The sequence below is a fragment of the Variovorax ginsengisoli genome, from assembly GCF_030486595.1.
In the GTDB taxonomy this organism is placed as follows: domain Bacteria; phylum Pseudomonadota; class Gammaproteobacteria; order Burkholderiales; family Burkholderiaceae_C; genus Variovorax; species Variovorax ginsengisoli_B.
This window is the reverse complement of record NZ_JAUJZH010000008.1, coordinates 57,004-81,373: the sequence shown is the minus strand read 5'-3', so window position 1 is coordinate 81,373 and position 24,370 is coordinate 57,004. Positions and strand designations below refer to the sequence as shown.

The following is a 24,370-nucleotide window of genomic DNA, read 5'->3' as shown; positions in this document are numbered from 1 at the left end:
CGCGTGAAGATGTCACGACTGGCACCCCCGAGTGGGGCGCCCCCTCTATTTTGGAGGGGGAGCTGCTGATATATTGCATCGCAACAACTCTCAGAATCCCCGATGCTCTACCAACTCTACGAAGCGCAGCGCTCCCTCATGGAGCCGTTCGCCGACTTCGCCCAGGCCGCTTCCAAACTCTACGGCCAAAGCACGGCATTCGGACAGGCGCCGCTGGCGCAGCGCATCGCGGCTGGCTACGACCTCCTGTACCGGCTCGGCAAGGACTACGAGAAACCGGAATTCGGCATCAAGACTGTCAAGGTCGATGGCCACGACGTGGTGATCCATGAAAGCGTCGAACTCGAGAAGCCGTTCTGCAAGCTGCGCCGCTTCAAGCGCTTCACCGACCAGCCGGAAACCCTGAAGACGCTCAAGAGCCAGCCGGTGGTGCTGGTGGTGGCGCCGCTGTCCGGCCACTATGCGACCTTGCTGCGCGACACGGTGCGCGCCCTGCTGCAGGGCCACAAGGTCTACATCACCGACTGGACCAACGCCCGGCTGGTGCCGCTGTCCGAGGGCAAGTTCCGTCTCGACGACTACGTCAACTACGTCGAGGAGTTCATCCGCTACCTGCAGACCGAATACGGCAACTGCCATGTCATCAGCGTCTGCCAGCCGACGGTGCCGGTGCTGGCGGCGGTGTCGCTGATGGCCAGCCGCGGCGAGCAGATTCCGCTGTCGATGACCATGATGGGCGGTCCGATCGACGCCCGCAAGTCGCCGACCGCGGTCAACAACCTGGCGATGAACAAGAGCTTCGAGTGGTTCGAGAACAACGTCATCTACCGCGTCCCCGACGGCTTCCCGGGTGCCGGACGCCGCGTCTACCCGGGCTTCCTGCAGCACACCGGCTTCGTCGCGATGAACCCGGAAAACCATGCCAGCAGCCACTACGACTACTTCAAGAACCTGATCAAGGGCGATGACGCCAGCACCGAGGCGCACCGCAAGTTCTACGACGAGTACAACGCCGTGCTCGACATGGACGCCGACTACTACCTGGACACCATCCGCACCGTGTTCCAGCAGTTCGACCTGGTGAACGGCACCTGGCAGGTGACCAACCCCCAGGGCGAGCGCGAACTGGTGCGCCCGCAGGACATTCGCGGCATCGGACTGCTGACGATCGAAGGCGAACTGGACGACATCTCGGGCTCCGGCCAGACGCGCGCGGCGCACGATCTCTGCACCGGCATCGTCGACAGCGAGCAGCACCACTACGAGGTCAAGGGCGCGGGCCACTACGGCATCTTCAGCGGTCGCCGCTGGCGCGAACTGGTCTACCCCGAAGTCCAGGCCTTCATTGCCCAGCACGACAAGCCGCAGAAGCGCGCGGGGCCGCCGGTGCCGGTCGCCGAAGACATGGTGCGGCCGGTAACGGCAAGGAAGGCGACGCGCAGCGCCGAGCCCGCCACCGCCGCAGCGCGCAAGAAGGCGCCCGCCACGCAGACGAAGCGGGTGGCGCGCAAATCCGCCTGAGGCCGTGGACCCGCGCGCTGCCGCCCTGCTGGACGCCCTGCCGCAGACGCAGTGCACCCGTTGCGGCTACCCAGACTGCGCCGGCTACGCCGAAGCCATCGCGGCCGGCGAGGCCGACATCAACCAATGCCCGCCCGGAGGCGCCGAGGGCGTGCAGCGGCTGTCCGCCCTGTCCGGCCGGCCCGCCCGGGCCTTAGACCCGCAATTCGGCATCGAGCTGCCGCGCACCCTGGCGGTCATCGACGAGGCCTGGTGCATCGGCTGCACCCTGTGCCTCGATGCCTGCCCGACCGATGCCATCGTCGGCATCCACAAGCGCATGCACACCGTGATCGACGCCCATTGCACGGGCTGCGAGCTGTGCATTCCCGCCTGCCCGGTCGACTGCATCTCGCTGGAGACCGTCACGCCGGGCCGCACCGGATGGCAGGCCTGGTCGCAGGCGCAGGCCGACCACGCGCGCGAGCGCTACGCGTTGCATGCCGCCCGGCAGGCCTCAGGCGCGGCTTCGGCCGTGCCTCCGAGTGAGGCGCCGGCGGCGGCACCCGAGGCGGCCGACCGCAAGCGCTCCATCATCGAGGCGGCGCTGGCGCGGGCCCGTGCCGCGGCCAGCCAGCGCCGCGAGCCATGAGCCTGGACACCCTGCTCCTCTACGCGCTGGCCTCGATCGCGCTTGCGATCACGCCGGGGCCGACCATGCTGCTGGCGCTCTCCAACGGCATCTCGGGCGGCATGCGCGCGGCCGCCTGGGGCATCGCCGGGGCGTCGATCGGCAGTTGCGTCGTGATCACCACTGTCGCGCTGGGACTGGGCTCGCTGCTGGCGGCGTCCGAATGGCTCTTCAATGCGCTTCGCGTCGCCGGCGTGCTCTACCTGGTCTGGCTTGGCGTCAAGCTCTGGCGCACGCCGCCGGCGGATGTCGGCGCGGCGCTGGCGGTGGCGGCGGACCCGCCGCTGCGCGGCCGGCTGGCGCTGCTGCGCAGCCTGGCGGTTGCGCTGTCGAATCCGAAGTCGCTGCTGTTCTTCGCGGCCTTCCTGCCTCAGTTCGTCGACATCGCCCATCCCCAGGGCCCCCAGTACCTGGTGCTGGGCGTCATCTTCGTCTGCATCGACACACTGGTGATGCTGAGCTATGCCACCGCCGGCACCCAGGCCGTGCGCTGGCTCTCGCAGCGCAGCCTGCGCGCGCTCAACCGCGGCTGTGCGGTCGGCATGTGGCTGCTGGCCGCCACGCTGGCGATCTGGCGCCGCCCCGGCTAGTTGCTGCTCGCCCCGACGTTGGGCGTCAGCCGCTGGACATCGTCGAGAAGGCGGTCACTACTTCCGGGGGAGCCTGCACCATTTCGATGAGGACGCCCTCGCCCGCGATCGGGAATTCGTCGTTGCTCTTCGGATGCAGGAAGCAGATGTCGAAACCGGCCGCGCCCTTGCGGATGCCGCCGGGCGCGAAGCGAACGCCCTGGGCCGTGAGCCATTCGACGGCCTTGGGCAGGTCGTCGATCCACAGGCCCACGTGATTCAGCGGCGTGGTGTGGACCGCCGGCTTCTTCTCGGGGTCGAGCGGCTGCATCAGGTCGACCTCGACCTTGAAGGGGCCGCTGCCGATCGCGCAGATGTCTTCGTCGACGTTTTCGCGCTCGCTCTTGAAGGTGCCGGTGACCTCCAGGCCCAGCATGTCGACCCACAGCTTCTGCAGCCGGGTCTTGTCCGGGCAGCCGATCGCGATCTGCTGGATGCCCAGCACCCTGAATGGACGCGTCATGCGCATGCTCCTTGTTCGGTGGTCGAACGGGCCTTGAGGCCCAGCTTGGCCAGCAGCTGGACGTCGGCCTCGACATCGGGGTTGCCCGTGACCAGCAGCTTGTCGCCGTAGAAGATCGAATTGGCGCCGGCCAGGAAGCACAGCGCCTGCACCGCATCGCCGAGTTGCTGGCGACCCGCAGACAGCCGCACGCGTGCCTTCGGCATCGTGATGCGGGCGACGGCGATCATGCGGACGAAGTCCAGCGGATCGATGGGCGGCGCATCGGCCAGCGGCGTGCCGGGCACGCGCACCAGGCTGTTGATCGGCACCGATTCCGGATACGGATCGAGGTTGGCGAGCTGGGCGATGAGCCCCGCCCGGTGCACCGGCGCCTCGCCCATGCCGACGATGCCGCCGCAGCAGACGCTGATGCCGGCGGCGCGCACGTGGGCCAGCGTATCGAGCCGGTCCTGGTAGGTGCGGGTGTCGACGATGTCGGTGTAGTACTCGGGCGCCGTGTCGAGGTTGTGGTTGTAGTAGTCGAGCCCGGCCGCCTTGAGCTGCAGCGCATGCTGCGGCTCGAGCATGCCGAGCGTGGCGCAGGTCTGCAGACCCAGGCCCTTGACGGCCTCGACCAGCACCGCGATCTTCTCGACGTCGCGATCCTTGGGCGCGCGCCAGGCGGCGCCCATGCAGAAGCGCGTGGCGCCGGCGTCCCTGGCGGCCTGCGCGGCGCGCAGCACCTCGTCGACCTCCATCAGCTTCTGCGCCTTGACGCCGGTGTCGAACTCGGCCGACTGCGGGCAATAGCCGCAGTTCTCGGGACAGCCGCCGGTTTTCACCGACAGCAGCGTGGCGAGCTCGATGTCGCCGTCGGGGAAATGGGCGCGGTGCACCGCCTGGGCCTCGAACAGCAGGTCATTGAAGGGCTTGTCGAGCAGGGCCTGCACGGCCTCCACCGACCATGGCCCCGCCGGCGCAAGCGGCGGCGGCGCCGGGCGATGCAGGGTGACGGCCTTGGCCGTCGACAGGTCGTTGGCCCCCATCTATGCAAACTCCATGATGATCTGGTCGACCGCCAGCGATTCGCCCCTGGCCGCCGCGATGTGGCCGACCACGCCGTCCTGCGTCGCGAACAGCACGTTCTCCATCTTCATCGCCTCGATGACGGCGAGCTTCTCGCCGGCCTGCACTTGCTGGCCAGGCTGGACCGAGACTTCGACCAGGAGGCCAGGCATCGGCGACATCAGGAACTTGCTCAGGTCCGGCGGCGCCTTGTAGGGCATCAGCGAGAGCAGCTGCGCGCCCAGCGGCGACAGCACCATCGCCTCGATCTGCGTGCCGTTGTGCGACACCCGCAATGCCAGCGGGTTCTTGCCCGCGCCGCGCTCGACCTGCGCGGTGAAGGTGCGGCCGTTGACCAGGCCATCGACCCGGATGTTCCCGAGCTGTGCGCGGCTGTCGATCTTGTAGCTGTTGCTGCCGACCGTCACCGCGCTGGAGCCGGTCTGGCCATGGAAGTCGGTGACCGACACCGACTTGTGGACATGCTGGCCCCGCGCGTCCAGCACGACCACGACGAACTGTTCGCCGACCTTCACGCCGTGTCCGTCGAGCTGGCCGCTGATGCCCGACGCGCGCGCCCGGTAGCGGCGATGCACGAAGGCCGCCAGCGCGACCAGGAAATCGGGATCGTCGTGCGGCACGTCCTCGGCATGGAAGCCCTTGCCGTAGTGCTCGGCGATGAAGCCGGTGTTGAAGTCGCCACTGACGAACTTGGGATGGGCCAGCAGCGCCGCCTGGAACGGGATGTTGCTGCTGATGCCGCGGATCACGAAGCCGTTGAGCGCCTCGCGCATCAGCGCGATGGCGTGGGCGCGGTCGCGGCCATGGACGATCAGCTTGGCGATCATCGAGTCGTAGAACATCGGGATCTCGCCGCCGTCGTAGACGCCGGTGTCGACCCGCACGCCGTACAGGTGCTCGGTGTCGGCGGAGAACATGGTCTCCTTCGGGGGCTGGAAGCGCACCAGCCGGCCGGTCGAGGGCAGGAAGTTGCGGAACGGGTCCTCGGCGTTGATGCGGCATTCGATCGCCCAGCCCTCGCGCTTGACGTCCTTCTGCGCCAGCGGCAGCTTCTCGCCGGCGGCGACGCGGATCATCAGCTCGACCAGGTCCAGGCCGGTGATCGCCTCGGTCACCGGGTGCTCGACCTGCAGCCGGGTGTTCATTTCCAGGAAGTAGAAGCTCTGGTCCTTGCCGACCACGAACTCCACCGTGCCCGCGCTCTGGTACTTCACGGCCTTGGCCAGCGCCACGGCCTGCTCGCCCATGGCTTTGCGCGTGGCGTCGCTGATGAAGGGCGACGGCGCTTCCTCGATCACCTTCTGGTGCCGTCGCTGGATCGAGCATTCGCGCTCGTTCAGGTAGATCACGTGGCCGTGCGCATCGCCCAGCACCTGGATCTCGATGTGGCGCGGCTCCTCGACGAACTTCTCGATGAAGACGCGGTCGTCGCCGAAGCTGTTGCGGGCCTCGTTCCGGCACGAGGTGAAGCCCTCGAAGGCCTCCTTGTCGTTGAAGGCCACGCGCAGACCCTTGCCACCGCCGCCGGCCGAGGCCTTGATCATCACCGGGTAGCCGATGTCCTGGGCGATCTGCACCGCGCGCTCGGCGCTCTCGATGGCGTCGTTCCAGCCGGGGATGGTGTTGACCTTGGCTTCGTTGGCGAGCTTCTTCGAGGCGATCTTGTCGCCCATCGCGGCGATCGAATAGTGCTTCGGGCCGATGAAGACGATGCCCTCCTCCTCGACCTTGCGCGCGAAGGCCTCGTTCTCGGACAGGAAGCCGTAGCCGGGGTGCACGGCCTCGGCGCCGCACGCCTTGCAGGCGGCGATGATGCGATCGGCCTGCAGGTAGCTGTCGCGGCTGGCCGAGCCGCCGATGTGCACCGCCTCGTCGGCCAGTTCGACGTGGCGCGCGTCCTTGTCGGCATCGGAATAGACGGCGACGGTGAGGATGCCCATCTTCTTCGCCGTCTTGATGACGCGGCAAGCGATCTCGCCGCGGTTGGCGATCAGGATTTTCTTGAACATGTTGTTGTTCTCCGGTCTCAGAGCGGAATGTTGCCGTGCTTGCGCCACGGGTTTTCGAGTTTCTTCTCGCGCAGCATCACCAGGCTGCGGCAGATCCGCTTGCGCGTCTCGCTCGGCAGGATCACGTCGTCGATGTAGCCGCGCGTGCCGGCCACGTACGGGTTGGCGAAGCGCGCCTTGTATTCGGCCTCGCGCGCGGCGAGCTTCTCGGGGTCGTTCTTGTCTTCGCGGAAGATGATCTCGACCGCGCCCTTGGCACCCATCACCGCGATCTCGGCGCGCGGCCAGGCCAGGTTGACGTCGCCGCGCAAGTGCTTCGAGGCCATCACGTCGTAGGCACCGCCGTAGGCCTTGCGCGTGATGACGGTGATCTTCGGCACCGTGCACTCGGCATAGGCGTACAGCAGCTTGGCGCCATGCTTGATGATGCCGCCGTACTCCTGGCTGGTGCCGGGCATGAAGCCGGGCACGTCGACGAAGGTCACGACCGGGATGTTGAAGGCGTCGCAGAAGCGCACGAAGCGCGCCGCCTTGATCGACGACTTGATGTCCAGGCAGCCCGCCAGGACCAGCGGCTGGTTGGCGACGATGCCGATGCTCTGGCCCTCCATGCGGGCGAAGCCGATGACGATGTTCTTCGCGTAGTCGGGCTGGAGCTCGAAGAAATCGCCGTCGTCGACCACCTTCACGATCAGCTCCTTCATGTCGTAGGGCTTGTTGGGGTTGTCGGGCACCAGGGTGTCGAGCGACAGGTCGGCGCGGTCGGCCGGGTCGCCGCTGGGCCGCACCGGCGCCTTCTCGCGGTTGTTGAGCGGCAGGTAGTTGTAGAGCCGGCGCAGCATCATCAGCGCCTCGACGTCGTTCTCGAACGCCATGTCGGCGACACCGCTCTTGGTGGTGTGGGTCGAGGCGCCGCCGAGCTCTTCGGCGGTGACGTCCTCGTGGGTCACGGTCTTCACCACTTCGGGGCCGGTGACGAACATGTAGCTGCTGTCCTTCACCATGAAGATGAAATCGGTCATGGCCGGCGAATAGACGGCGCCGCCGGCGCAAGGGCCCATGATCATGCTGATCTGCGGCACCACGCCCGAGGCCATCACGTTGCGCTGGAACACTTCGGCATAGCCGCCGAGCGAGGCCACGCCCTCCTGGATGCGGGCGCCGCCCGAATCGTTGAGGCCGATCACCGGCGCGCCGACCTTCATGGCCTGGTCCATCACCTTGCAGATCTTCTCGGCGTGGGCTTCGCTGAGCGCGCCGCCGAAGACCGTGAAGTCCTGGCTGAAGACGAACACCAGGCGGCCGTTGATCATGCCGTAGCCGGTGACCACGCCGTCGCCCGGGATCTTGTTGTCGGCCATGCCGAAGTCGCTCGAGCGGTGCTCGACGAACATGTCCCATTCTTCGAAGGTGTTGTCGTCGAGCAGCAGCGCGATGCGCTCGCGCGCCGTCAGCTTGCCCTTGGCATGCTGGGCGTCAATGCGCTTCTGGCCACCGCCGAGCCGCGCCTGGGCGCGGCGATTTTCGAGTTGTTCGAGGATTTCTTTCATGACGTTCCGTCGTAGGAGTTGATCTTTTTTGAAAGGGATGGCCGAAGGCTACGCCTGTCCGGCCTGGGCGGCGAGCAGTTGGCGCGCAGCCGTCGAGGCCGGCAGGCGGCCGGCCGCCACCTGGGCCACCGCCTGCGGCAGCAGTTCGCGCACCCGCGGATGCTGGCGGAAGGCCTGCTTCAGGCCGGCGTCGATGCGCTCCCACATCCAGGCCAGCGCCTGCTTCTCGCGCCGGCTGGCGAAGCGGCCGTTGGCCGCCTGCAGCGACTTGAACTGCAGCACCGCGTCCCAGAAGGCGTCCACGCCGGTGCCCAGCAGGGCACTGAGCTGGATCACCCGGGGCAGCCAGAAGCGCACTTCGGCCTCGGGCGAGCCGGGCGTCGCGTGGGCCGCGTGGATGGCCTGGGCATGCGCGGGATTGCCATGGTGGCCGAACAGGCGCAGCGCGGAGGTGATCTGGGCCTGGGCGCGGGTGGCCGCATCCTTGTCGATGTCGGCCTTGTTGATCACCACAAGGTCGGCCAGCTCCATCACGCCCTTCTTGATCGCCTGCAGGTCGTCGCCGGCGTTGGGCAGCTGCAGCAGCACGAACATGTCGGTCATGCCCGAGACCGCGGTCTCGCTCTGTCCGACGCCGACGGTCTCGACGATCACGATGTCGTAGCCGGCCGCCTCGCAGACCAGCATCGCCTCGCGCGTCTTTTCGGCCACGCCGCCGAGGGTGCCGCTCGAGGGGCTGGGCCGGATGTAGGCGCGCTCATGCACCGACAGGTGCTCCATGCGCGTCTTGTCGCCGAGGATGGAACCGCCGGAGACGGTGGACGACGGATCGATGGTGAGCACGGCCACCCGGTGCCCCTGTCCGATCAGGAACAGCCCGAGGGTTTCGATGAAGGTCGACTTGCCGACGCCCGGCACGCCCGAGATGCCGAGCCGGAACGATTTCCCGGTGTGCGGCAGCAGGGCGGTGAGCAGCTCGTCGGCCTGCGCGCGGTGGTCGGCACGGGTCGACTCGAGCAGCGTGATCGCCTTGGCGATCGCGCGGCGCTGCGGCGGGCCGTCGTCGGCCAGCAGGGCGTCCACCGTGACCGGTGTCTTGGCGGGCGGCATCGTCAGGCTGCAACCGCCGCGCGAATCTGCTCGAGCACGTCCTTGGCGCTCGCCGGGATCGGCGTTCCGGGACCGTAGATGCCCTTGACGCCGGCCTCGTAGAGGAAGTCGTAGTCCTGGCGGGGAATCACGCCGCCGACGAAGACGATGATGTCGTCGGCGCCCTGCTTCTTGAGCTCGGCGATGATGGCCGGCACCAGCGTCTTGTGACCGGCGGCCAGCGTGCTGACGCCCACGGCATGGACGTCGTTCTCGATCGCCTGGCGCGCGCATTCCTCGGGGGTCTGGAACAGCGGGCCCATGTCGACGTCGAAGCCCAGGTCGGCGAAAGCGGTGGCAACCACCTTGGCGCCGCGGTCGTGGCCGTCCTGGCCGAGCTTTGAGATCATCACGCGCGGGCGCCGGCCCTGTTCCTCGGCGAAAGCCGCGATCTCGTGCTGCAGCGCCTCCCAGCCTTCGGCCGAGTCGTAGGCGGCGGCATAGACGCCGGTGACCTTCTGGGTGTCGGCGCGGTGGCGGCCATAGACTTTCTCGAGCGCGTCGCTGATCTCGCCGACGGTGGCGCGCAGGCGCACCGCATTGATGCTCAGTTCGAGCAGGTTGCCTTCGCCGCTTTCCGCGGCGGCGGTGAGCGCGTCGAGCGCGGCTTGAACGGCGGCGCTGTCGCGCTTCTGGCGGATGGCCTTGAGCTTGGCGATCTGGCCATCCCGGACCTTGACGTTGTCGATCTGCAGGATGTCGTGGGTGTCTTCGGTCTTGAGCTTGTACTTGTTGACGCCGACGATGACGTCGCGGCCCGAATCGATGCGCGCCTGCTTGTCGGCCGCCGCGGCCTCGATCTTGAGCTTGGCCCAGCCGCTGTCGACGGCCTTGGTCATGCCGCCCATGGCCTCGACCTCCTCGATGATCGCCCAGGCCGCATCGGCCATGTCCTGCGTCAGCTTTTCCATCATGTAGCTGCCGGCCCAGGGGTCGATCACGCTGGTGATGTGGGTCTCTTCCTGGATGATGAGCTGGGTGTTGCGCGCGATGCGCGAGCTGAACTCGGTCGGCAGCGCGATCGCCTCGTCGAGCGCGTTGGTGTGCAGGCTCTGGGTGCCGCCGAAGACCGCGGCCATGGCCTCGATGGTGGTGCGCACCACGTTGTTGTAGGGGTCCTGCTCGGTCAGCGACCAGCCGGAGGTCTGGCAGTGCGTGCGCAGCATCAGGCTCTTGGGATTCTTCGGATTGAACTCCTTCATGATCCGGCACCACAGGAGGCGCGCGGCGCGCATCTTGGCGACCTCGAGGTAGAAGTTCATGCCGATGGCCCAGAAGAAGCTGAGCCGGCCGGCGAAGCCGTCGACGTCCAGGCCCTTGGCCAGCGCGGTTTTCACGTATTCCTTGCCATCGGCCAGGGTGAAGGCCAGCTCGAGCGCCTGGTTCGCGCCGGCCTCCTGCATGTGGTAGCCGCTGATCGAGATCGAGTTGAACTTCGGCATCTTCTGCGCCGTGTACTCGATGATGTCGCCGATGATCCGCATGCTCGGCGCCGGCGGAAAGATGTAGGTATTGCGGACCATGAACTCCTTGAGGATGTCGTTCTGGATGGTTCCGCTCAGCTGGTCCTGGGCCACGCCCTGCTCTTCGGCCGCGACCACATAGCCCGCCAGCACAGGCAGCACCGCGCCGTTCATGGTCATCGAGACGCTGACCTTGTCGAGCGGGATCTGGTCGAACAGGATCTTCATGTCCTCGACCGAGTCGATCGCCACGCCGGCCTTGCCGACGTCGCCCGTCACCCGCGGATGGTCGCTGTCGTAGCCGCGGTGGGTGGCGAGGTCGAAGGCGACCGATACGCCCTGCCCGCCTGCCGCCAAGGCCTTGCGGTAGAAGGCGTTCGATTCCTCGGCGGTCGAGAAGCCGGCGTATTGGCGGATGGTCCATGGCCGCACCGCGTACATGGTGGCCTGGGGGCCGCGCAGGTAGGGCTCGAAGCCGGGCAAGGTGTCGGCGTACTGGAGGCCCTGGAGATCGGCCGCGGTGTAGAGCGGCTTGACCGTGATGCCGTCCGGCGTGACCCAGTTGAGCGCTTCGAGGTTGCCGCCGGGGGCGGACTTGGCGGCCGCCCTGGTCCAGGCTTCGAGGGTGGCAGGCGAGAAGGTGTAGTCGGTTTTGCTCATGGGCGCCGCTTAGGAGGTCATGCAAAGGTTCGGGGACGAGTGTCTGCGCAGTCGCAGCACAACGCCAGCGAGTGTACCTTATTCATAATTATTAATTCAAGTCGCCGGTTTGCGGTACATTTCAGGCATGTCCGCCGTCACCCTCACCCCGCGCGCCCTCTATGAAGAAGTGGCCGAGCTGCTGCGCCAGCGCATCTTCAGCCGCGAGCTCGAACCCGGGAGCTGGATCGACGAACTCCGGCTGGCCGAGGAATACGGCATCAGCCGGACGCCGCTGCGCGAGGCGCTGAAGGTGCTGGCCGCCGAAGGACTGGTGACGATGAAGGTGCGGCGCGGCGCCTACGTCACCGAGGTGTCGGAAAAGGACCTGGCGGACGTCTACCACCTGCTGAGCCTGCTCGAGAGCGATGCGGCCGGCGTCGTGGCCGGGCACGCAAGCGAGGCCGAACTGGCCGAGCTCGAGCGGCTGCACGCCGAACTCGAGGCGGCCGCCAAGCCCGGGCATGTCGACCGCGAGCATTTCTTCGCGCTCAACGAGCGCTTTCACATGCGACTGCTGGCGATCGCCAACAACCGCTGGCGCGACCAGATGGTGGCCGACCTGCGCAAGGTGATGAAGCTGAACCGCCACAACTCGCTGCTGAAGGCGGGGCGGATCGACGAATCGCTGAACGAGCACCGGGCGATCATGGCGGCGATCAAGGCGCGCGACCCGGACGCGGCGATGGCCCGGACGCAGGAACACTTCCGCAACGGACTGCAGGCGGCGAATTGAGTTCGTCGAACACGGCCGGGCTTCGCCGGCCGGAGGTCACTGGGCGGCGGCGACCGTTTCGTGCGCGATGTCCATCACTTCGTGCGGCGGCAGCGTCTTGAGCTTGTGGTCGCTCCACACCTGGCGCCAGCGGCGAGCGCCCGCCAGGCCGTTGCGCAGGCCGAGCATGTGGCGCGCGATATTGGACCAGGGCGTGCCGTGCTCGGCGGCCTCGCGGGCCATGTAGTCGCACATCTGCAGCTCGACCGCTTCGCGCGTCAGCGTCGACGGCGGCTCGCCGTAGAACACCGCATCCCACTCGGACAGGCTCCAGGGGTTGTGGTAGGCCTCGCGGCCAATCATCACGCCGTCGAGCAGGCGCAGATGGGCCTGCATCTGCGCCGTGTCGGCGAAGCCGCCGTTGATCGAGAAGGCGAGCGCCGGGAAGTCGTGCTTGAGCCGGTGCACCAGCTCGTAGCGCAGCGGCGGCACCTCACGGTTCTGTTTCGGCGACAGGCCCTTGAGCCAGGCGTTGCGGGCATGGACGATGAAGGTGCTGCAACCGGCCTCGCTGACCCGGCCGACGAAGTCGCGCACGAATTCATAGCTCTCGATCTTGTCGATGCCGATGCGGTGCTTGACCGTGACCGGGACGTCGACCACGTCGACCATCGCCTTCACGCAGTCGGCCACCAGCTGCGGCTCGTTCATGAGGCAGGCCCCGAAGGCGCCGCGCTGCACCCGCTCGCTCGGGCAGCCGCAGTTGATGTTGATCTCGTCGTAGCGCCAGGCCTCGCCCAGCTTCGCGCAGTGGGCGAGGTCGGCGGGCTCGCTGCCGCCAAGCTGCAGCGCCACCGGGTGCTCCTCGGCGTTGAAGCGCAGGTGGCGCGGCACGTCGCCATGGATCAGCGCGCCGGTGGTCACCATCTCGGTGTAGAGCAAGGCGCGGCGGGTCAGCAGGCGATGGAAGTAGCGGCAGTGGCGGTCGGTCCAGTCCATCATGGGTGCGACGGACAGGATCTTCGGTGCAGTCAAGGAGGCGTTCCGGATTCGAAGTGGGACTTGGCTCGCCCTGGGCGGCGGACGGAGTGCCGAATTTTGCCACCCTAAGCCCGCAGCAGGCCCGGATCCAGCCGGCGCCCCCGCAACAGCGCCGCCAGTCCCTGCGGCTGGTAGCCCGCGAAACCGTCCAGGTAGACCTGCACGCTCGGATGGAACAGCGCATCCTGCGGGATCTTCCGCGGCCCGTGAGGCAGCAGGGCGAAGGGCGGGTCCTTGTACGGTGTATGGACCGGCCCGAAGTTGCCAGCTTTCACCGCCTGGTACTGCGGCGAGATCGCCACGCCGCCGTCCCTGAAGTGGCCAATCATCCAGTCGAGCGCGAAGCCCGACAGGTCCTGCGTCGGGTAGCCGCCGCCGACATCCGCGTGTGCGCCGCAGAACCAGCGCTGGTGGACGCCGTCCCTGGCGTCCCACAGGGTCGGTTCGAAGTCGCCCCGCTGCTCGTCGATGGCGATGGCATGGAAGCCGCTGCGCACCTTGGGCGACAACGCCCGGTCGGCGAACTCGAAGACGTCGATCTTCTTCGCGTCGGCCGGATCGTACAGCGGCACGCCCAGGGAGCCGACCGTGTCCCAGACGCCGATGGCCTCGATGCCGGCACCCTGCACCAGCCGCGCCAGGTCGATGCGACGCGACTTGAATTCCTCCAGGTAGCCCAGCAGGGTGCTCGCCTTGCCCGCCCGCCGCCGGTACTCGGCCCAGACATGGATGCCGAGGCCATAGGCCTTGCCGGCGTCGTAGCGGCCGTCGTCGCCGCGCATCGCGTCCGGAGGCAGCAGGCCCATCGCGGCGATCATGCCGCCCAGGGCGCGCACGGTGTAGGCGCCGCGGCTGAAGCCGGCCAGGTAGATGCGGTCGCCCGGCTGGTAGTTGCGGGACAAGAAGGTGTAGCCGCGCACGATCCGCTCGATGAAGCCCTCGCCGAAGACGCCCCCCAGGATCTTGCGGATCGCATTGCCCGAATCGCCCACGCCATGCAGGTACTTGGCGACCTGGGTGGCGCCGCCGTCGGGACCGAGCGCGACTTTTTCCTGTTCGTCCTGCTTGCGCAGCGAGTCGGGCGTGACCTCGCCGGCGAGGGCCGCGAACAGCCGCAGCACGTTGGTGGCGTCGGCCTGCAACTCGTCGCCATCGCCCTGGTCATGGCCCAGGCCCTTCCAGGTGCCGTCGGCACAAAAAACGATGTTCTTCGCCATGCTGCGTCCTTTTCTCGGAGTTGCCCGGCGGTCAGTCTGGTCCGCCGCGGGTGCGGAATCCATGCGCCATTCGCTCTATGCCGCGCGCTCGAAGCGCCCGCCTGCAGGCCTTCGGCGGAAATGCTATGGTGCGAATCCAGGGTTAACCCTTCACCTTCCCCTCCCCCGTGCCATCTCACCCAGCACCCGGCCATGCCGGGCCGCAGGCTCCCGCCGTGCCTGCCGCGCTCTCGACCGGACTCACGCTGCTGTTCGCGGTGGCCTGCGGGCTGTGCGTCGCCAACATCTACTTCGCCCAGCCGCTGATCGGCCCCATCGCGGCCACGCTGCAGATGCACGCCGGCCTGGCCGGGCTGATCATGACGCTGACCCAGCTCGGCTACGGCGCCGGGCTGCTCTTCCTGGTGCCGCTGGCCGACGTGGTGGAAAACCGCCGGCTGATCCTGGCCGCGATGGCCGGCGCGGTCGTGGGCCTGGTCGGGATCGCCTTGTCGAACTCGGCCGTCACCTTTCTGGCGGCCTCCTTCCTGGTCGGCACCTGCGCCGTGGCGGCCCAGGTGCTGGTGCCCCTGGCCTCGCACCTGGTGGCCGACGCGACACGGGGCAAGGTGGTCGGCAACATCATGGCCGGGCTGCTGGCCGGAATCATGCTGGCCCGCCCGTTCTCCAGCCTGGTGGCCTCGGCCTTCGGCTGGCGGGCGGTGTTCGCGGTCTCGGCGCTGCTGATGGCCGTGCTGGCCGGGGTGCTCTGGCGGGCCCTGCCCCGGCGCCATCCCCATCGCTCGATCGGATATGCCCGCACCCTCGCCTCGCTGCCGGGCATCGTCCGGCGCACGCCCCTGCTGCGCCGGCGAGCGCTCTACCAAGGATTGCTCTTCTCGGCTTTCCAGGCCTTCTGGACCGCCGTGCCGCTGGCGCTGGCGCACGAGTTCGGCCTCGGCCAGGGCGGCATCGCCTTGTTCGCGCTGGCCGGGGCGGCCGGTGCGCTGGTCGCCCCCTGGGCCGGCCGGCTGGCCGACCGGGGACACACGCAACCCGCCACGGGCGCGGCCATCGGCGTCGCCTTGCTCTCGTTCGGTGTCGCCGCGCTCGGCTTCCGCTTTCATTCGATGGCGGCGCTGGTGGCTGCCGCGGTGCTGCTCGACGGCGCGGTTCAGCTGTGCAACGTGCTGAGTCTGCGCAGCCTCTACATCATGGCGCCGGAACTGCGAGGCAGGCTCAACGGGCTGTTCCTGACCTTCATCTTCCTCTGCGCCGCGGTGGCTTCGGCGCTGGCGGCGGCGGTCTACACCTTCCACGGATGGGGCGCGCTGTGCGCCCTGGGCGCCGGCTTCGGGGGGGTCGGCCTGTTGTATTACGGCACCGAATTCAGGCGCAAAGCCCTTTCGCCGCCGCCCGCGGCAGCGCTTCGAGATAATAAGGGTTAACCCTCGCCCCCCCCCCCCTTGATGACAGCTCCTTCCCCGCAGCGCGCGTCGCCGCGCATGCCCGTGGCCTTGCTCGCCCTCGCCGCCGCCGCCTTCGCCATCGGCACCAGCGAGTTCGTCGTGATGGGCCTGCTGCCCGACATGGCCCTGGACCTCGGCGTCACGCTGTCGCAGGCCGGCCTGCTGGTGACCGGCTATGCGATGGGCGTGGTGGTCGGAGCGCCGGTGTTCGCAGTGGCGACGGCACGGCTGCCGCGCAAGGCCACGCTGGTCGCGCTGGCCTGCCTGTTCGTGCTGGGCAACCTGCTGTGCGCGCTGGCACCGGACTACGGACTGCTGATGGCCGCCCGGGTCATCACCGCCCTGGCCCATGGCACCTTCTTCGGCATCGGATCGGTGGTCGCCGCAGGACTGGTGCCGCCCAACCGCCGCTCGCAGGCGATCGCGCTGATGTTCACCGGCCTCACGCTGGCCAACGTGCTCGGCGTGCCGATGGGCCGGATCATCGGCGAGCACTTCGGATGGCGGATGACCTTCGCCGCGATCGTGGTGATTGCGCTGGGCGCCGTCGCCGCCCTGGTCGCGCTGCTGCCGCGGCAGATCGAGATGCAGCGGGGCAATATCCTCCGCGAATTCAGCGTGCTGGCCGACCGCCGCGTGCTGCTCGCGCTCGCCACCAGCGCCCTCACCTCGGCCAGCCTGTTCTGCGTCTTCACCTTCATCGCGCCGCTGCTGACTCAAGTCAGCGGCTTCTCGAACGCGGCCGTGGCACCGGTCCTGCTGCTGCTGGGCGTCGGACTGACGATCGGCAGCACCATCGGCGGCCGCCTCGGCGACCGGCGGCTGGTGCCCTCGATGCTGGGGGTGCTGGGGCTCAACGCGTTGGTGCTGGGGCTGCTGCATTTCGCGCTGCCGCTGAAGGCGCCGACGGTGCTGCTGATGCTGCTGTGGACCACGCTCTCGTTCGCACTGGTGCCCTTGCTGCAGACGCTGATCGTGCAGCAGGCGAGCGCGGCGCCGAACCTCGCCTCGACCCTGAACCAGGGCGCGTTCAATCTCGGCAACGCCGCCGGCGCCTGGATCGGCAGCGGCATGCTGGCCGCGGGCGCGCCGCTGGCCGGCCTGCCCTGGGCCGGCGCGGCCATCTCGCTCGGCGCCCTGGCCCTGGCCGCCTGGAGCAGCCGGCTGGGCGACCGCGAAGCGCTGTTGCAGACCGCCTGAGCCCGCCAAAGCAAGTCCCCCTGCACATCCCTGGTTGCGGGATTAGGGATGACACCGAGATGATCGGTGCATCCAAGTATCAGCCGGGGCAAAGGAAGTACCAAACCCGGAAATTCGCGTCTCCACAATCGGCGCACGGCGACCCGCGTCGTCGATCACAAGGAGACATTCATGAAGCGTTTTCTGAAGGCGGGCTTCGCGCTCGCAATGGCCGGTGCGGGCTTGGCCCATGCCGCAACCGAGCTCGTGATCGCGACCGTGAACAACGGCCACATGATCGAGATGCAGAAGCTCGGCAAGTTCTTCGAGCAGGCCAACCCCGACATCAAGCTCAAGTGGGTCACGCTGGAAGAAGGCACGCTGCGCCAGCGCGTGACGACCGACATCGCCACCAAGGGCGGCCAGTTCGACGTCATGACCATCGGCATGTACGAGACGCCGATCTGGGCCAAGAAGGGCTGGCTCAACCCGATCGCGACCGACGCGGCATATGACGTCGACGACCTGCTGCCGGCGATGCGCAACGGCCTCTCTGCCGACGGCAAGCTCTACGCCGCGCCCTTCTACGGCGAAAGCTCGATGCTCATGTACCGCAAGGACCTCGCGGACAAGGTCGGCTTCAAGATGCCCGACCAGCCGACCTGGGTGCAGGTGAAGGAGCTCGCCGGCAAGATCCACGACCCGAAGGCCGGTGTCTACGGCATCTGCCTGCGCGGCAAGCCGGGCTGGGGCGACAACATGGCGCTGCTGACGACCATGGTCAACACCAACGGCGGCCAGTGGTTCGACAACAGCTGGAAGCCCCAGATCGACACCAAGCCCTGGCATGACGCGATCAGCTTCTACGTCGACCTCATGAAGGCCTACGGCCCGCCCGGCGCGTCGGCGAACAGCTTCAACGAGAACCTGGCGCTGTTCAACGAAGGCAAGTGCGGGATGTGGGTCGATGCCACCATCGCGGCCTCGTTCGTGAGCGATCCCAAGCAGTCGAAGGTGGCCGACAAGGTGGCGTTCGCGCAGGCCCCGACCGCGGTCACGCCGAAGGGCGCCAACTGGCTGTGGGCCTGGGCGCTCGCGATTCCGGCCGGCTCGCAGAAGGTCGACGCGGCGCAGACTTTCATCAAGTGGGCGACCTCGAAGGACTACATCAAGCTGGTGGCGAAGGAAGAAGGCTGGGGCTCGGTGCCGACCGGCACGCGCAAGTCGACCTATGCCACGCCGGAGTTCGTCAAGGCCGCGCGCTTCGCCGAGGCCGAGAAGAAGGCCATCGACACTGCGAACCCGAACGACAGCACGCTGCCCAAGTCGCCGTACGTCGGCGTGCAGTACGCGGCCATTCCGGAATTCCAGGCCATCGGCGTGGCCGTGGGCCAGCAGATGAGCGCGGCGCTCGCGGGCAAGGTGACGGTCGACCAGGCCTTGAAGACCTCGCAGACCACCGCCGAGCGCGAGATGAAGAAGGCCGGGTACTACAAGTAGCCCGACACCGGACATTTCGCCGTGTCGCATCTCCCAACTCCCGTCCCGGAGACACCGCCGGCGGACCCGCAGGGCTGGCTCCATGGCGGCACCCGGTCCGCTCCAAAGGACGCAGCCGCGGGCCGCCTGCTTCCGCGCGCGTTGATGGCGCCGGCCGTGGCGGTCCTGCTCCTCTGGATGCTGGCGCCGCTGTTGATGTCGATCTACTTCTCGTTCGTCAACTACAACCTCATGCAGCCCGGCGAGCGCACGTTCAACGGGATCGAGAACTTCCACTACTTCGTCACCGACCCGGACTTCTGGCCCGCCGTGTGGAACACGCTGGTGCTGATCGGCAGCGTGATCGTCATCACGGTGGTGCTGGGCGTGGGGCTGGCGCTGCTGGTGAACGAGCCCTTCCCGGGCCGCGGCATCGTGCGCGTGCTGCTGATCTCGCCCTTCTTCGTGATGCCCACGGTGAACGCGCTGCTGTGGAAGCACATGATGATGAACCCGATCTATGGCGTGCTGGCCGACCTCTGGCGGGCCTTCGGGGCCGAGCCGGTCGACTGGCTCACGGACCTGCCGCTGTTCTCCGTGATCATCATGGTCGCCTGGCAGTGGCTGCCCTTCGCCTGCCTGATCTTCATCACCTCGCTGCAGTCGCTCGACCGCGAGCAGATGGAGGCCGCGCGCATGGACGGCGCGACTGCCGTCCAGCGCTTCGGCTACCTCACGCTGCCGCACCTCGGACGGCCGATGGCGGTGGTGATCATGATCGAGATGATCTTCCTGCTCTCCGTGTTCGCCGAGATCGCGATCACCACCGCCGGCGGCCCCGGCAACGAGAGCACGAACCTCACGTACATGATCTTCAAGCAGTCGCTGATGAACTTCGACGTCGGTGTCGCATCGGCGGGCGCGCTGTTCGCGGTGGTGCTGGCCAACATCGTGGCGGCCTTCCTGATCCGCATCATCGGCAAGAACCTCGACTGAAGGGATGCACGCCATGGACGAACGCCGACTCCCCCTGATCCTTCGCGCCGTCGGTGCGTGGATCGTCACCCTGCTGCTGTTCTTTCCGCTCGGCTGGCTGGTGCTGACCTCGTTCAAGACCGAGCTGCAGGCGATCCACGTGCCGCCGCTCTTCTTCTTCGAGCCGACGCTGGAGAACTTCACCGAGGTGCAGCGCCGCAGCGACTACCTGCTGTTCGCGAGGAACTCGCTGATCACGAGCATCGGCTCCACGATCATCGGCCTCGCGATCGCGGCACCAGCCGCGTACTCGATGGCCTTCTTCCGCACGAAGCGCACGCGCGACATCCTGATGTGGATGCTCTCCACCAAGATGATGCCGGCGGTCGGCGCACTGGTGCCGATCTACGTCATCGCACAGACCGCCGGCCTGCTCGACACGCGCACCGCGCTCACCGTGGTCTTCACGCTGTCGAACCTGCCGATCATGGTGTGGATGCTCTACACGAGCTACAAGGACATCCCGCCCGAGATCCTCGAGGCCGCGCGCATGGACGGCGCGACCCTGTGGACCGAATTCCGCCACGTGGTGCTGCCGCTGTCGATCGGCGGGCTCGCCTCAACCGGCCTGCTGTGCCTGATCCTGAGTTGGAACGAGGCCTTCTGGGCGCTCAACCTCAGCTCCGCGAAGGCCGGCACGCTGGCGACCATGATCGCCTCGTACTCGAGCCCCGAAGGCCTCTTCTGGGCCAAGCTGTCGGCCGCCTCGGTCATGGCGATCGCACCGATCGTGGTCTTCGGCTGGTTCAGCCAGAAGCAACTCGTTCAAGGCCTCACCTTCGGCGCAGTCAAGTAACGAACCTCAGAGAGGACACCCACATGGCCTACCTCCAACTCGACAACATCCAGAAGAGCTTCGGCGACACGCACGTGATCAAGGGCGTGAACCTGGAGATCGACAAGGGCGAATTCATCGTCTTCGTCGGCCCCTCGGGCTGCGGCAAGTCGACCTTGCTGCGCCTGATCGCGGGGCTCGAATCGATCACCAGCGGCCGGCTCCTGCTCGACGGCAAGGACATCACGCACACGCCCTCGGGCAAGCGCGACCTGGCGATGGTGTTCCAGAGCTATGCGCTCTATCCGCACATGAGCGTGTTCGACAACATGTCCTTCGCGCTCAAGCTCGCGGGGGTGTCGAAGGACGTGATCAAGAGCAAGGTGGACTACGCGGCGAAGACGCTCAACCTCACGCAGTACCTGGCCCGCACGCCGAAGGAACTGTCGGGCGGCCAGCGCCAGCGGGTGGCGATCGGCCGCGCGATCGTGCGGGCGCCGAAGGTGTTCCTGTTCGACGAGCCGCTGTCCAACCTCGACGCCGCGCTGCGCGGCAACACCCGGGTCGAGATTCACAAGCTGCACCGCGCGCTGGGCGCCACCAGCATCTACGTGACGCACGACCAGGTCGAGGCGATGACGCTGGCCGACCGCGTGGTGGTGCTGCGCGACGGCCTGATCGAGCAGGTCGGCACGCCGATGGAACTCTACGACCGCCCGGCCAACCAGTTCGTCGCCCAGTTCATCGGCATGCCGTCGATGAACATGGTCGAGGCCAAGGCGATCCCCAGCTTCTCGGCCCAGACCGGCGGCCGGTTGCCGGCCGACGGCTTTCTCGGCGTGCGCCCGGAGGCGCTGCGCGTGCACCAGGGGCAAGGTCTCGGCGCACCGGCCCGCGTCGAGCTGATCGAAGCGCTCGGCGCCGACACGCTGATCCACATCGATGTCGGCGGCGTGCCGCTGGTGGCGCGCCAGAACGAGCGCACGGCCCTGCAGGCCGGCGACCCGGTGAGCGTCGAACTGGACCCCGCCGTGCTTCATTTCTTCAACCGCGAAGGCCGCGCGGTCGCGGCCTGACCCTGCTTGCGCCATGACCTCCCCTGCCCCTACCGACCTCGTGATGCTCCACCTCGGGCTCGGCTCCTTCCACCGGGCCCACCAGGCAGCGTACATGCAGGCGCTGATCGATGCCGGCGACACGCGCTGGTCGATCAGCGGCGCCAATCTGCGGCCCGACATGGCCGATGTCGAATCCGCCCTGCGCGCACAAGGTGGCCGCTATACGCTGGAGACGGTGTCGCCGGCCGGCGCCTACCTCTACCATCGGATCGAGGCGATCCGCGAGGTGCTGCCCTATGAGCCCAGCCTGGCCACGGTGATCGCCCGCGGCGCCGACCCCCGCACCCGGATCGTCTCGTTCACCGTGACCGAGGCCGGTTACTACCTCGACCCCCACGACCGGCTCGATGTCGCGGCGCCCGACTTGGCGTGCGACCTCGACCGGGCTCGCGAAGGGCTCGCCGGCAGCACCATCTACGGCGCGGTCTGCGCCATCCTGCGCGCGCGCCGGGCCACCGATGGCGGGCCGGTGACGCTGCTGAACTGCGACAACCTGCGCCACAACGGCGATCGCTTCCAGCGCGGCTTGAGCGCGTTCATCGAGGCCGCCGGCGAGACCGATCTGCTGGCCTGGGCGCACGCCCACACCAGCACGCCGAACGCGATGGTCGACCGGATCACGCCGCGCCCGCCGCCCGAGCTGCGCCAGCGGGTGCGCGCCGCCACCGGCTGGGACGACGCCGCGCCGGTCACCGGCGAGAGCTTCATCCAGTGGGTGATCGAGGACCGCTTCATCCACGGCCGGCCCGCATGGGAAAAGGTCGGCGTGCAGCTGGTCGATTCGGTCTCGCCCTACGAGGAGGCGAAGATCCGGATCCTCAACGCCAGCCACAGCTGCATCGCCTGGGCCGGCACCCTGGCCGGGCTGAACTACATCCATGAAGGCACGCAGGACGCGACGATCCGGCGCATGGCCTTCGACTACGTCACGGACGATGTCATCCCCTGCCTCGACCGCCCGGGACAGCCGAGTCCGGTCGACCTGCCGGCCTATCGCGACGTGGTGCTCGAGCGCTTCGGCAATCCTGCGATCCGCGACACCAACCAGCGGGTGGCGATGGACGGCTTCTCGAAGATCCCGGGCTTCATCGCGCCGACCGTGCGCGAGCGGCTGTCGCGCGGCGAGCCCATCGCCAGCGTCGCCCTGCTGCCGGCCCTGTTCCTGGCCTTCCTGCAGCGCTGGCACCAGGGCACGCTGCCCTACGCATACCAGGACCAGGGCATGGACGAGGCGCTCGCCCATGCGATCTGCGCGGCCGCCGATCCGGTGGCGGCGCTGGGCGCCGACCGCGGCCTGTGGGGCGACGCCGCCGGCGACGCCCGGCTGGTCGATGCGCTGCGGGCCGCCGACCTGCGGGTGCAGCGCTTCATCGCCGGAGCACGGCCATGACCGGCCGTCTGGCGCAGCGCCATGTGCTGATCACCGGTGCCGGCGGCGGGATCGGGCTCGCGATCGCAGAGGCCTGCCTCGCCGAAGGCGCCGTCTGCACACTGGCCGACCGGGCCGACACCCCGGCCGATGGCGTGGCGCAGCTGCGGCGCCGGCACCCCGACGCGGCCGCCTACGTGGCGGCGGACGTCAGCGACAGCGCATCGGTGGGCGGAATGCTCTACGCGGCGCGGGCGGCGCACGGCGACATCCACACCCTGGTCAACAACGCGGCGCTGTTCGACATGGCGCCGCTGCTCGAGAGCGACGCGGCCTCCTTCGACCGCCTGTTCGCGGTCAACGTCAAGGGCATGTTCTTCGTGATGCAGCGCGTGCTGCAGCACATGGTGGATGCCGGCGTCGCGGGCGGCTCGGTCATCAACATGGCCTCGCAGGCCGGCCGCCGCGGCGAGGCGCTGGTGTCGCACTACTGCGCGACCAAGGCGGCGGTCATCAGCTACACGCAGAGCGCCGCGCTGGCGATGGCGCCGCACGGCATCCGGGTCAACGCCATCGCGCCGGGCGTGGTGGACACGCCGATGTGGAACCAGGTCGACGCCCTTTTCGCGAAGCACGAAGGCCTGCGCCCGGGGGAAAAGAAGCAGCGGGTCGGGCGCGAGGTTCCGCTCGGCCGGATGGGAACGCCGGCCGACATCGCCGGCGTGGCGGTGTTCCTGGCCAGCGACGAGGCGCGCTACATCACGGCGCAGACGCTCAATGTCGACGGTGGTAATGTCATGAGCTGAAGGTTCAGGGGAAAGGACCACGCCATGACATCGCCGCGCCAACGCCATCTGCCCCGCGATCGCAAACCCGAACTCGAGCGCGACTTCACCCGTTCGCCTTCGCTGGGCTACGAGGCGCCCGAGGACGCCGGCCTGGTGCGCTGCCTGGCCCACGGATTCCCGAGCCCGCTGGTGCGCTGGCACTTCCACGAAGAGTACGAACTGCACCTCATCACCGAGACCTCGGGCCGGGCCTTCGTCGGCGACTGGATCGGGCCCTTCCACCCCGGCCACCTGGTGCTGTGCGGGCCGCGCCTGCCGCACAACTGGATCTCGCTGGACATCCCCGAGGGCGGCGCCACCGGGCGCGACCGCGTGATCCAGTTCCGCCACGATCCGATCGAGCGCGCCGCGGCCGACATCCCCGAGCTGCGCGAAGCCCTGCAGCTGCTCGGGCGGGCCCGCCACGGCATCGAGTTCTTCGGCTTCGAGGAGCGCGCGCTGGCGCACTGGGACGCGATCAAGGCCGCCCGGGGCCTGCACCGTCTCGCGCTGTTCCTGGACTACCTGTGCGAACTGGCGCACTGCAGCGACTACCGGCTGTTGTCGAACGTGCAGATGCAGGGCGTCGAAGGCGACACCGAGGTCGACCAGGTCAACGCCATCGTCAACCGCATCACCTCGAACCTCGCCGAGCCGGTGGCGATGGCGGACATCGCGGGCGAGCTCGGCATGAGCGAAAGCCGCTTCAGCCGCTTCTTCAAGCGCTCGACCGGCAACAGCTTCACCGATTTCGTCAACCGGGTGCGCATCAACAGCGCCTGCCACCTGCTGATGCAGACCGACCACTACGTGACCGACATCTGCTACCAGGTCGGCTTCAACAACGTCGCCAACTTCAACCGCCGCTTCCTCGAGATCAAGGGCATGACGCCGACCGAATTCCGCCGGCAGAGCGACAGCCGCTTCGGCAGCCTGGCCGGATAGG

Annotated in this window: 21 protein-coding genes; 13 read left to right on the top strand and 8 right to left on the bottom strand. The window is 68.0% G+C overall.

The window, feature by feature from the left end; all coding sequences use genetic code 11:
* Window positions 1-102 precede the first annotated feature (102 nt).
* From QZH52_RS13095 to QZH52_RS13085, 3 genes are read left to right on the top strand one after another with little or no spacing between them, the layout of a single operon-like run.
* Entirely contained in the window at window positions 103-1,521 is a 1,419-nt protein-coding gene (locus QZH52_RS13095; protein ID WP_301809471.1) for a polyhydroxyalkanoate depolymerase, read from the top strand.
* Between the two features lie 4 nt (window positions 1,522-1,525).
* Window positions 1,526-2,152, top strand: a complete 627-nt coding sequence (locus tag QZH52_RS13090; RefSeq protein ID WP_301809468.1) for an RnfABCDGE type electron transport complex subunit B — start codon at window positions 1,526-1,528, stop codon at window positions 2,150-2,152.
* Entirely contained in the window at window positions 2,149-2,781 is a 633-nt protein-coding gene (locus tag QZH52_RS13085) for a LysE family translocator (protein WP_301809465.1), read from the top strand. The genes QZH52_RS13090 and QZH52_RS13085 overlap by 4 nt, the downstream gene beginning before the upstream one ends.
* 25 nt (window positions 2,782-2,806) lie before the next feature.
* Here QZH52_RS13085 and QZH52_RS13080 read toward each other — a convergent pair whose 3' ends face one another.
* From QZH52_RS13080 to scpA, 6 genes are read right to left on the bottom strand one after another with little or no spacing between them, the layout of a single operon-like run.
* Window positions 2,807-3,283 carry a VOC family protein gene (locus QZH52_RS13080; protein ID WP_301809462.1) on the bottom strand — a complete coding sequence of 159 codons (477 nt, stop codon included), beginning with the start codon at window positions 3,281-3,283 and terminating at the stop codon, window positions 2,807-2,809.
* Window positions 3,280-4,311: a biotin synthase BioB gene (gene bioB, locus QZH52_RS13075; RefSeq protein ID WP_301809460.1), complete on the bottom strand. Its 1,032-nt coding sequence runs from the start codon at window positions 4,309-4,311 to the stop codon at window positions 3,280-3,282. Before bioB ends, QZH52_RS13080 begins: the two co-directional genes overlap by 4 nt.
* Complete coding sequence (locus QZH52_RS13070; protein ID WP_301809458.1) at window positions 4,312-6,360, bottom strand: acetyl-CoA carboxylase biotin carboxylase subunit; 2,049 nt, start codon at window positions 6,358-6,360, stop codon at window positions 4,312-4,314. It abuts the gene before it with no gap.
* 17 nt (window positions 6,361-6,377) lie between these two features.
* The gene (locus tag QZH52_RS13065) at window positions 6,378-7,910 is read right to left on the bottom strand and encodes an acyl-CoA carboxylase subunit beta (protein WP_286524208.1); all 1,533 of its coding nucleotides are present in this window, start codon (window positions 7,908-7,910) and stop codon (window positions 6,378-6,380) included.
* Window positions 7,911-7,958: 48 nt separating this feature from the next.
* Window positions 7,959-9,020, bottom strand: a complete 1,062-nt coding sequence (meaB, locus tag QZH52_RS13060; protein WP_301809453.1) for a methylmalonyl Co-A mutase-associated GTPase MeaB — start codon at window positions 9,018-9,020, stop codon at window positions 7,959-7,961.
* 2 nt (window positions 9,021-9,022) lie between these two features.
* Window positions 9,023-11,182: a methylmalonyl-CoA mutase gene (gene scpA, locus QZH52_RS13055; protein ID WP_301809451.1), complete on the bottom strand. Its 2,160-nt coding sequence runs from the start codon at window positions 11,180-11,182 to the stop codon at window positions 9,023-9,025.
* 127 nt (window positions 11,183-11,309) lie between these two features.
* Between scpA and QZH52_RS13050 the strand changes: the two genes are divergently transcribed.
* Window positions 11,310-11,957, top strand: coding sequence for a GntR family transcriptional regulator (locus QZH52_RS13050; RefSeq protein ID WP_301809447.1), 648 nt, complete (start codon window positions 11,310-11,312; stop codon window positions 11,955-11,957).
* A gap of 36 nt (window positions 11,958-11,993) precedes the next feature.
* Here the strand turns inward: QZH52_RS13050 and dusA are convergent, their stop codons facing one another.
* Together dusA and QZH52_RS13040 are read right to left on the bottom strand one after the other, a co-directional pair.
* The gene (gene dusA, locus QZH52_RS13045; RefSeq protein WP_366919295.1) at window positions 11,994-12,971 is read right to left on the bottom strand and encodes a tRNA dihydrouridine(20/20a) synthase DusA; all 978 of its coding nucleotides are present in this window, start codon (window positions 12,969-12,971) and stop codon (window positions 11,994-11,996) included.
* Between the two features lie 71 nt (window positions 12,972-13,042).
* Window positions 13,043-14,194, bottom strand: a complete 1,152-nt coding sequence (locus tag QZH52_RS13040; RefSeq protein ID WP_301809445.1) for a T6SS phospholipase effector Tle1-like catalytic domain-containing protein — start codon at window positions 14,192-14,194, stop codon at window positions 13,043-13,045.
* A 215-nt stretch (window positions 14,195-14,409) separates the two neighbouring features.
* Here QZH52_RS13040 and QZH52_RS13035 point away from each other — a divergent pair, with 215 nt between their 5' ends.
* The 9 genes from QZH52_RS13035 (at window position 14,410) to QZH52_RS12995 (ending at window position 24,369) form a co-directional block, all read left to right on the top strand.
* On the top strand, window positions 14,410-15,621 hold the full coding sequence (locus tag QZH52_RS13035) for an MFS transporter (protein WP_301809443.1): 1,212 nt from the start codon (window positions 14,410-14,412) through the stop codon (window positions 15,619-15,621).
* Between the two features lie 57 nt (window positions 15,622-15,678).
* Window positions 15,679-16,842, top strand: coding sequence for an MFS transporter (locus QZH52_RS13030; protein WP_286533115.1), 1,164 nt, complete (start codon window positions 15,679-15,681; stop codon window positions 16,840-16,842).
* Between the two features lie 171 nt (window positions 16,843-17,013).
* A complete protein-coding gene (locus QZH52_RS13025) occupies window positions 17,014-18,321 on the top strand; it encodes an ABC transporter substrate-binding protein (RefSeq protein ID WP_301809440.1) in 1,308 nt (435 codons plus the stop codon).
* Window positions 18,322-18,342: 21 nt separating this feature from the next.
* On the top strand, window positions 18,343-19,296 hold the full coding sequence (locus QZH52_RS13020; protein WP_436411578.1) for a carbohydrate ABC transporter permease: 954 nt from the start codon (window positions 18,343-18,345) through the stop codon (window positions 19,294-19,296).
* A gap of 13 nt (window positions 19,297-19,309) precedes the next feature.
* Window positions 19,310-20,131 (top strand): carbohydrate ABC transporter permease, encoded by an 822-nt coding sequence (locus QZH52_RS13015; RefSeq protein WP_301809437.1) that lies wholly within the window; start codon window positions 19,310-19,312, stop codon window positions 20,129-20,131.
* 23 nt (window positions 20,132-20,154) lie between these two features.
* Window positions 20,155-21,186: an ABC transporter ATP-binding protein gene (locus tag QZH52_RS13010; protein WP_301809435.1), complete on the top strand. Its 1,032-nt coding sequence runs from the start codon at window positions 20,155-20,157 to the stop codon at window positions 21,184-21,186.
* 43 nt (window positions 21,187-21,229) lie between these two features.
* On the top strand, window positions 21,230-22,618 hold the full coding sequence (gene dalD, locus QZH52_RS13005; protein WP_301809953.1) for a D-arabinitol 4-dehydrogenase: 1,389 nt from the start codon (window positions 21,230-21,232) through the stop codon (window positions 22,616-22,618).
* Window positions 22,615-23,403 (top strand): L-iditol 2-dehydrogenase, encoded by a 789-nt coding sequence (locus tag QZH52_RS13000; protein WP_301809432.1) that lies wholly within the window; start codon window positions 22,615-22,617, stop codon window positions 23,401-23,403. Before dalD ends, QZH52_RS13000 begins: the two co-directional genes overlap by 4 nt.
* Before the next feature lie 24 nt (window positions 23,404-23,427).
* Window positions 23,428-24,369, top strand: coding sequence for an AraC family transcriptional regulator (locus QZH52_RS12995; protein ID WP_301809429.1), 942 nt, complete (start codon window positions 23,428-23,430; stop codon window positions 24,367-24,369).
* The last annotated feature ends 1 nt before the right edge of the window (window position 24,370 follow it).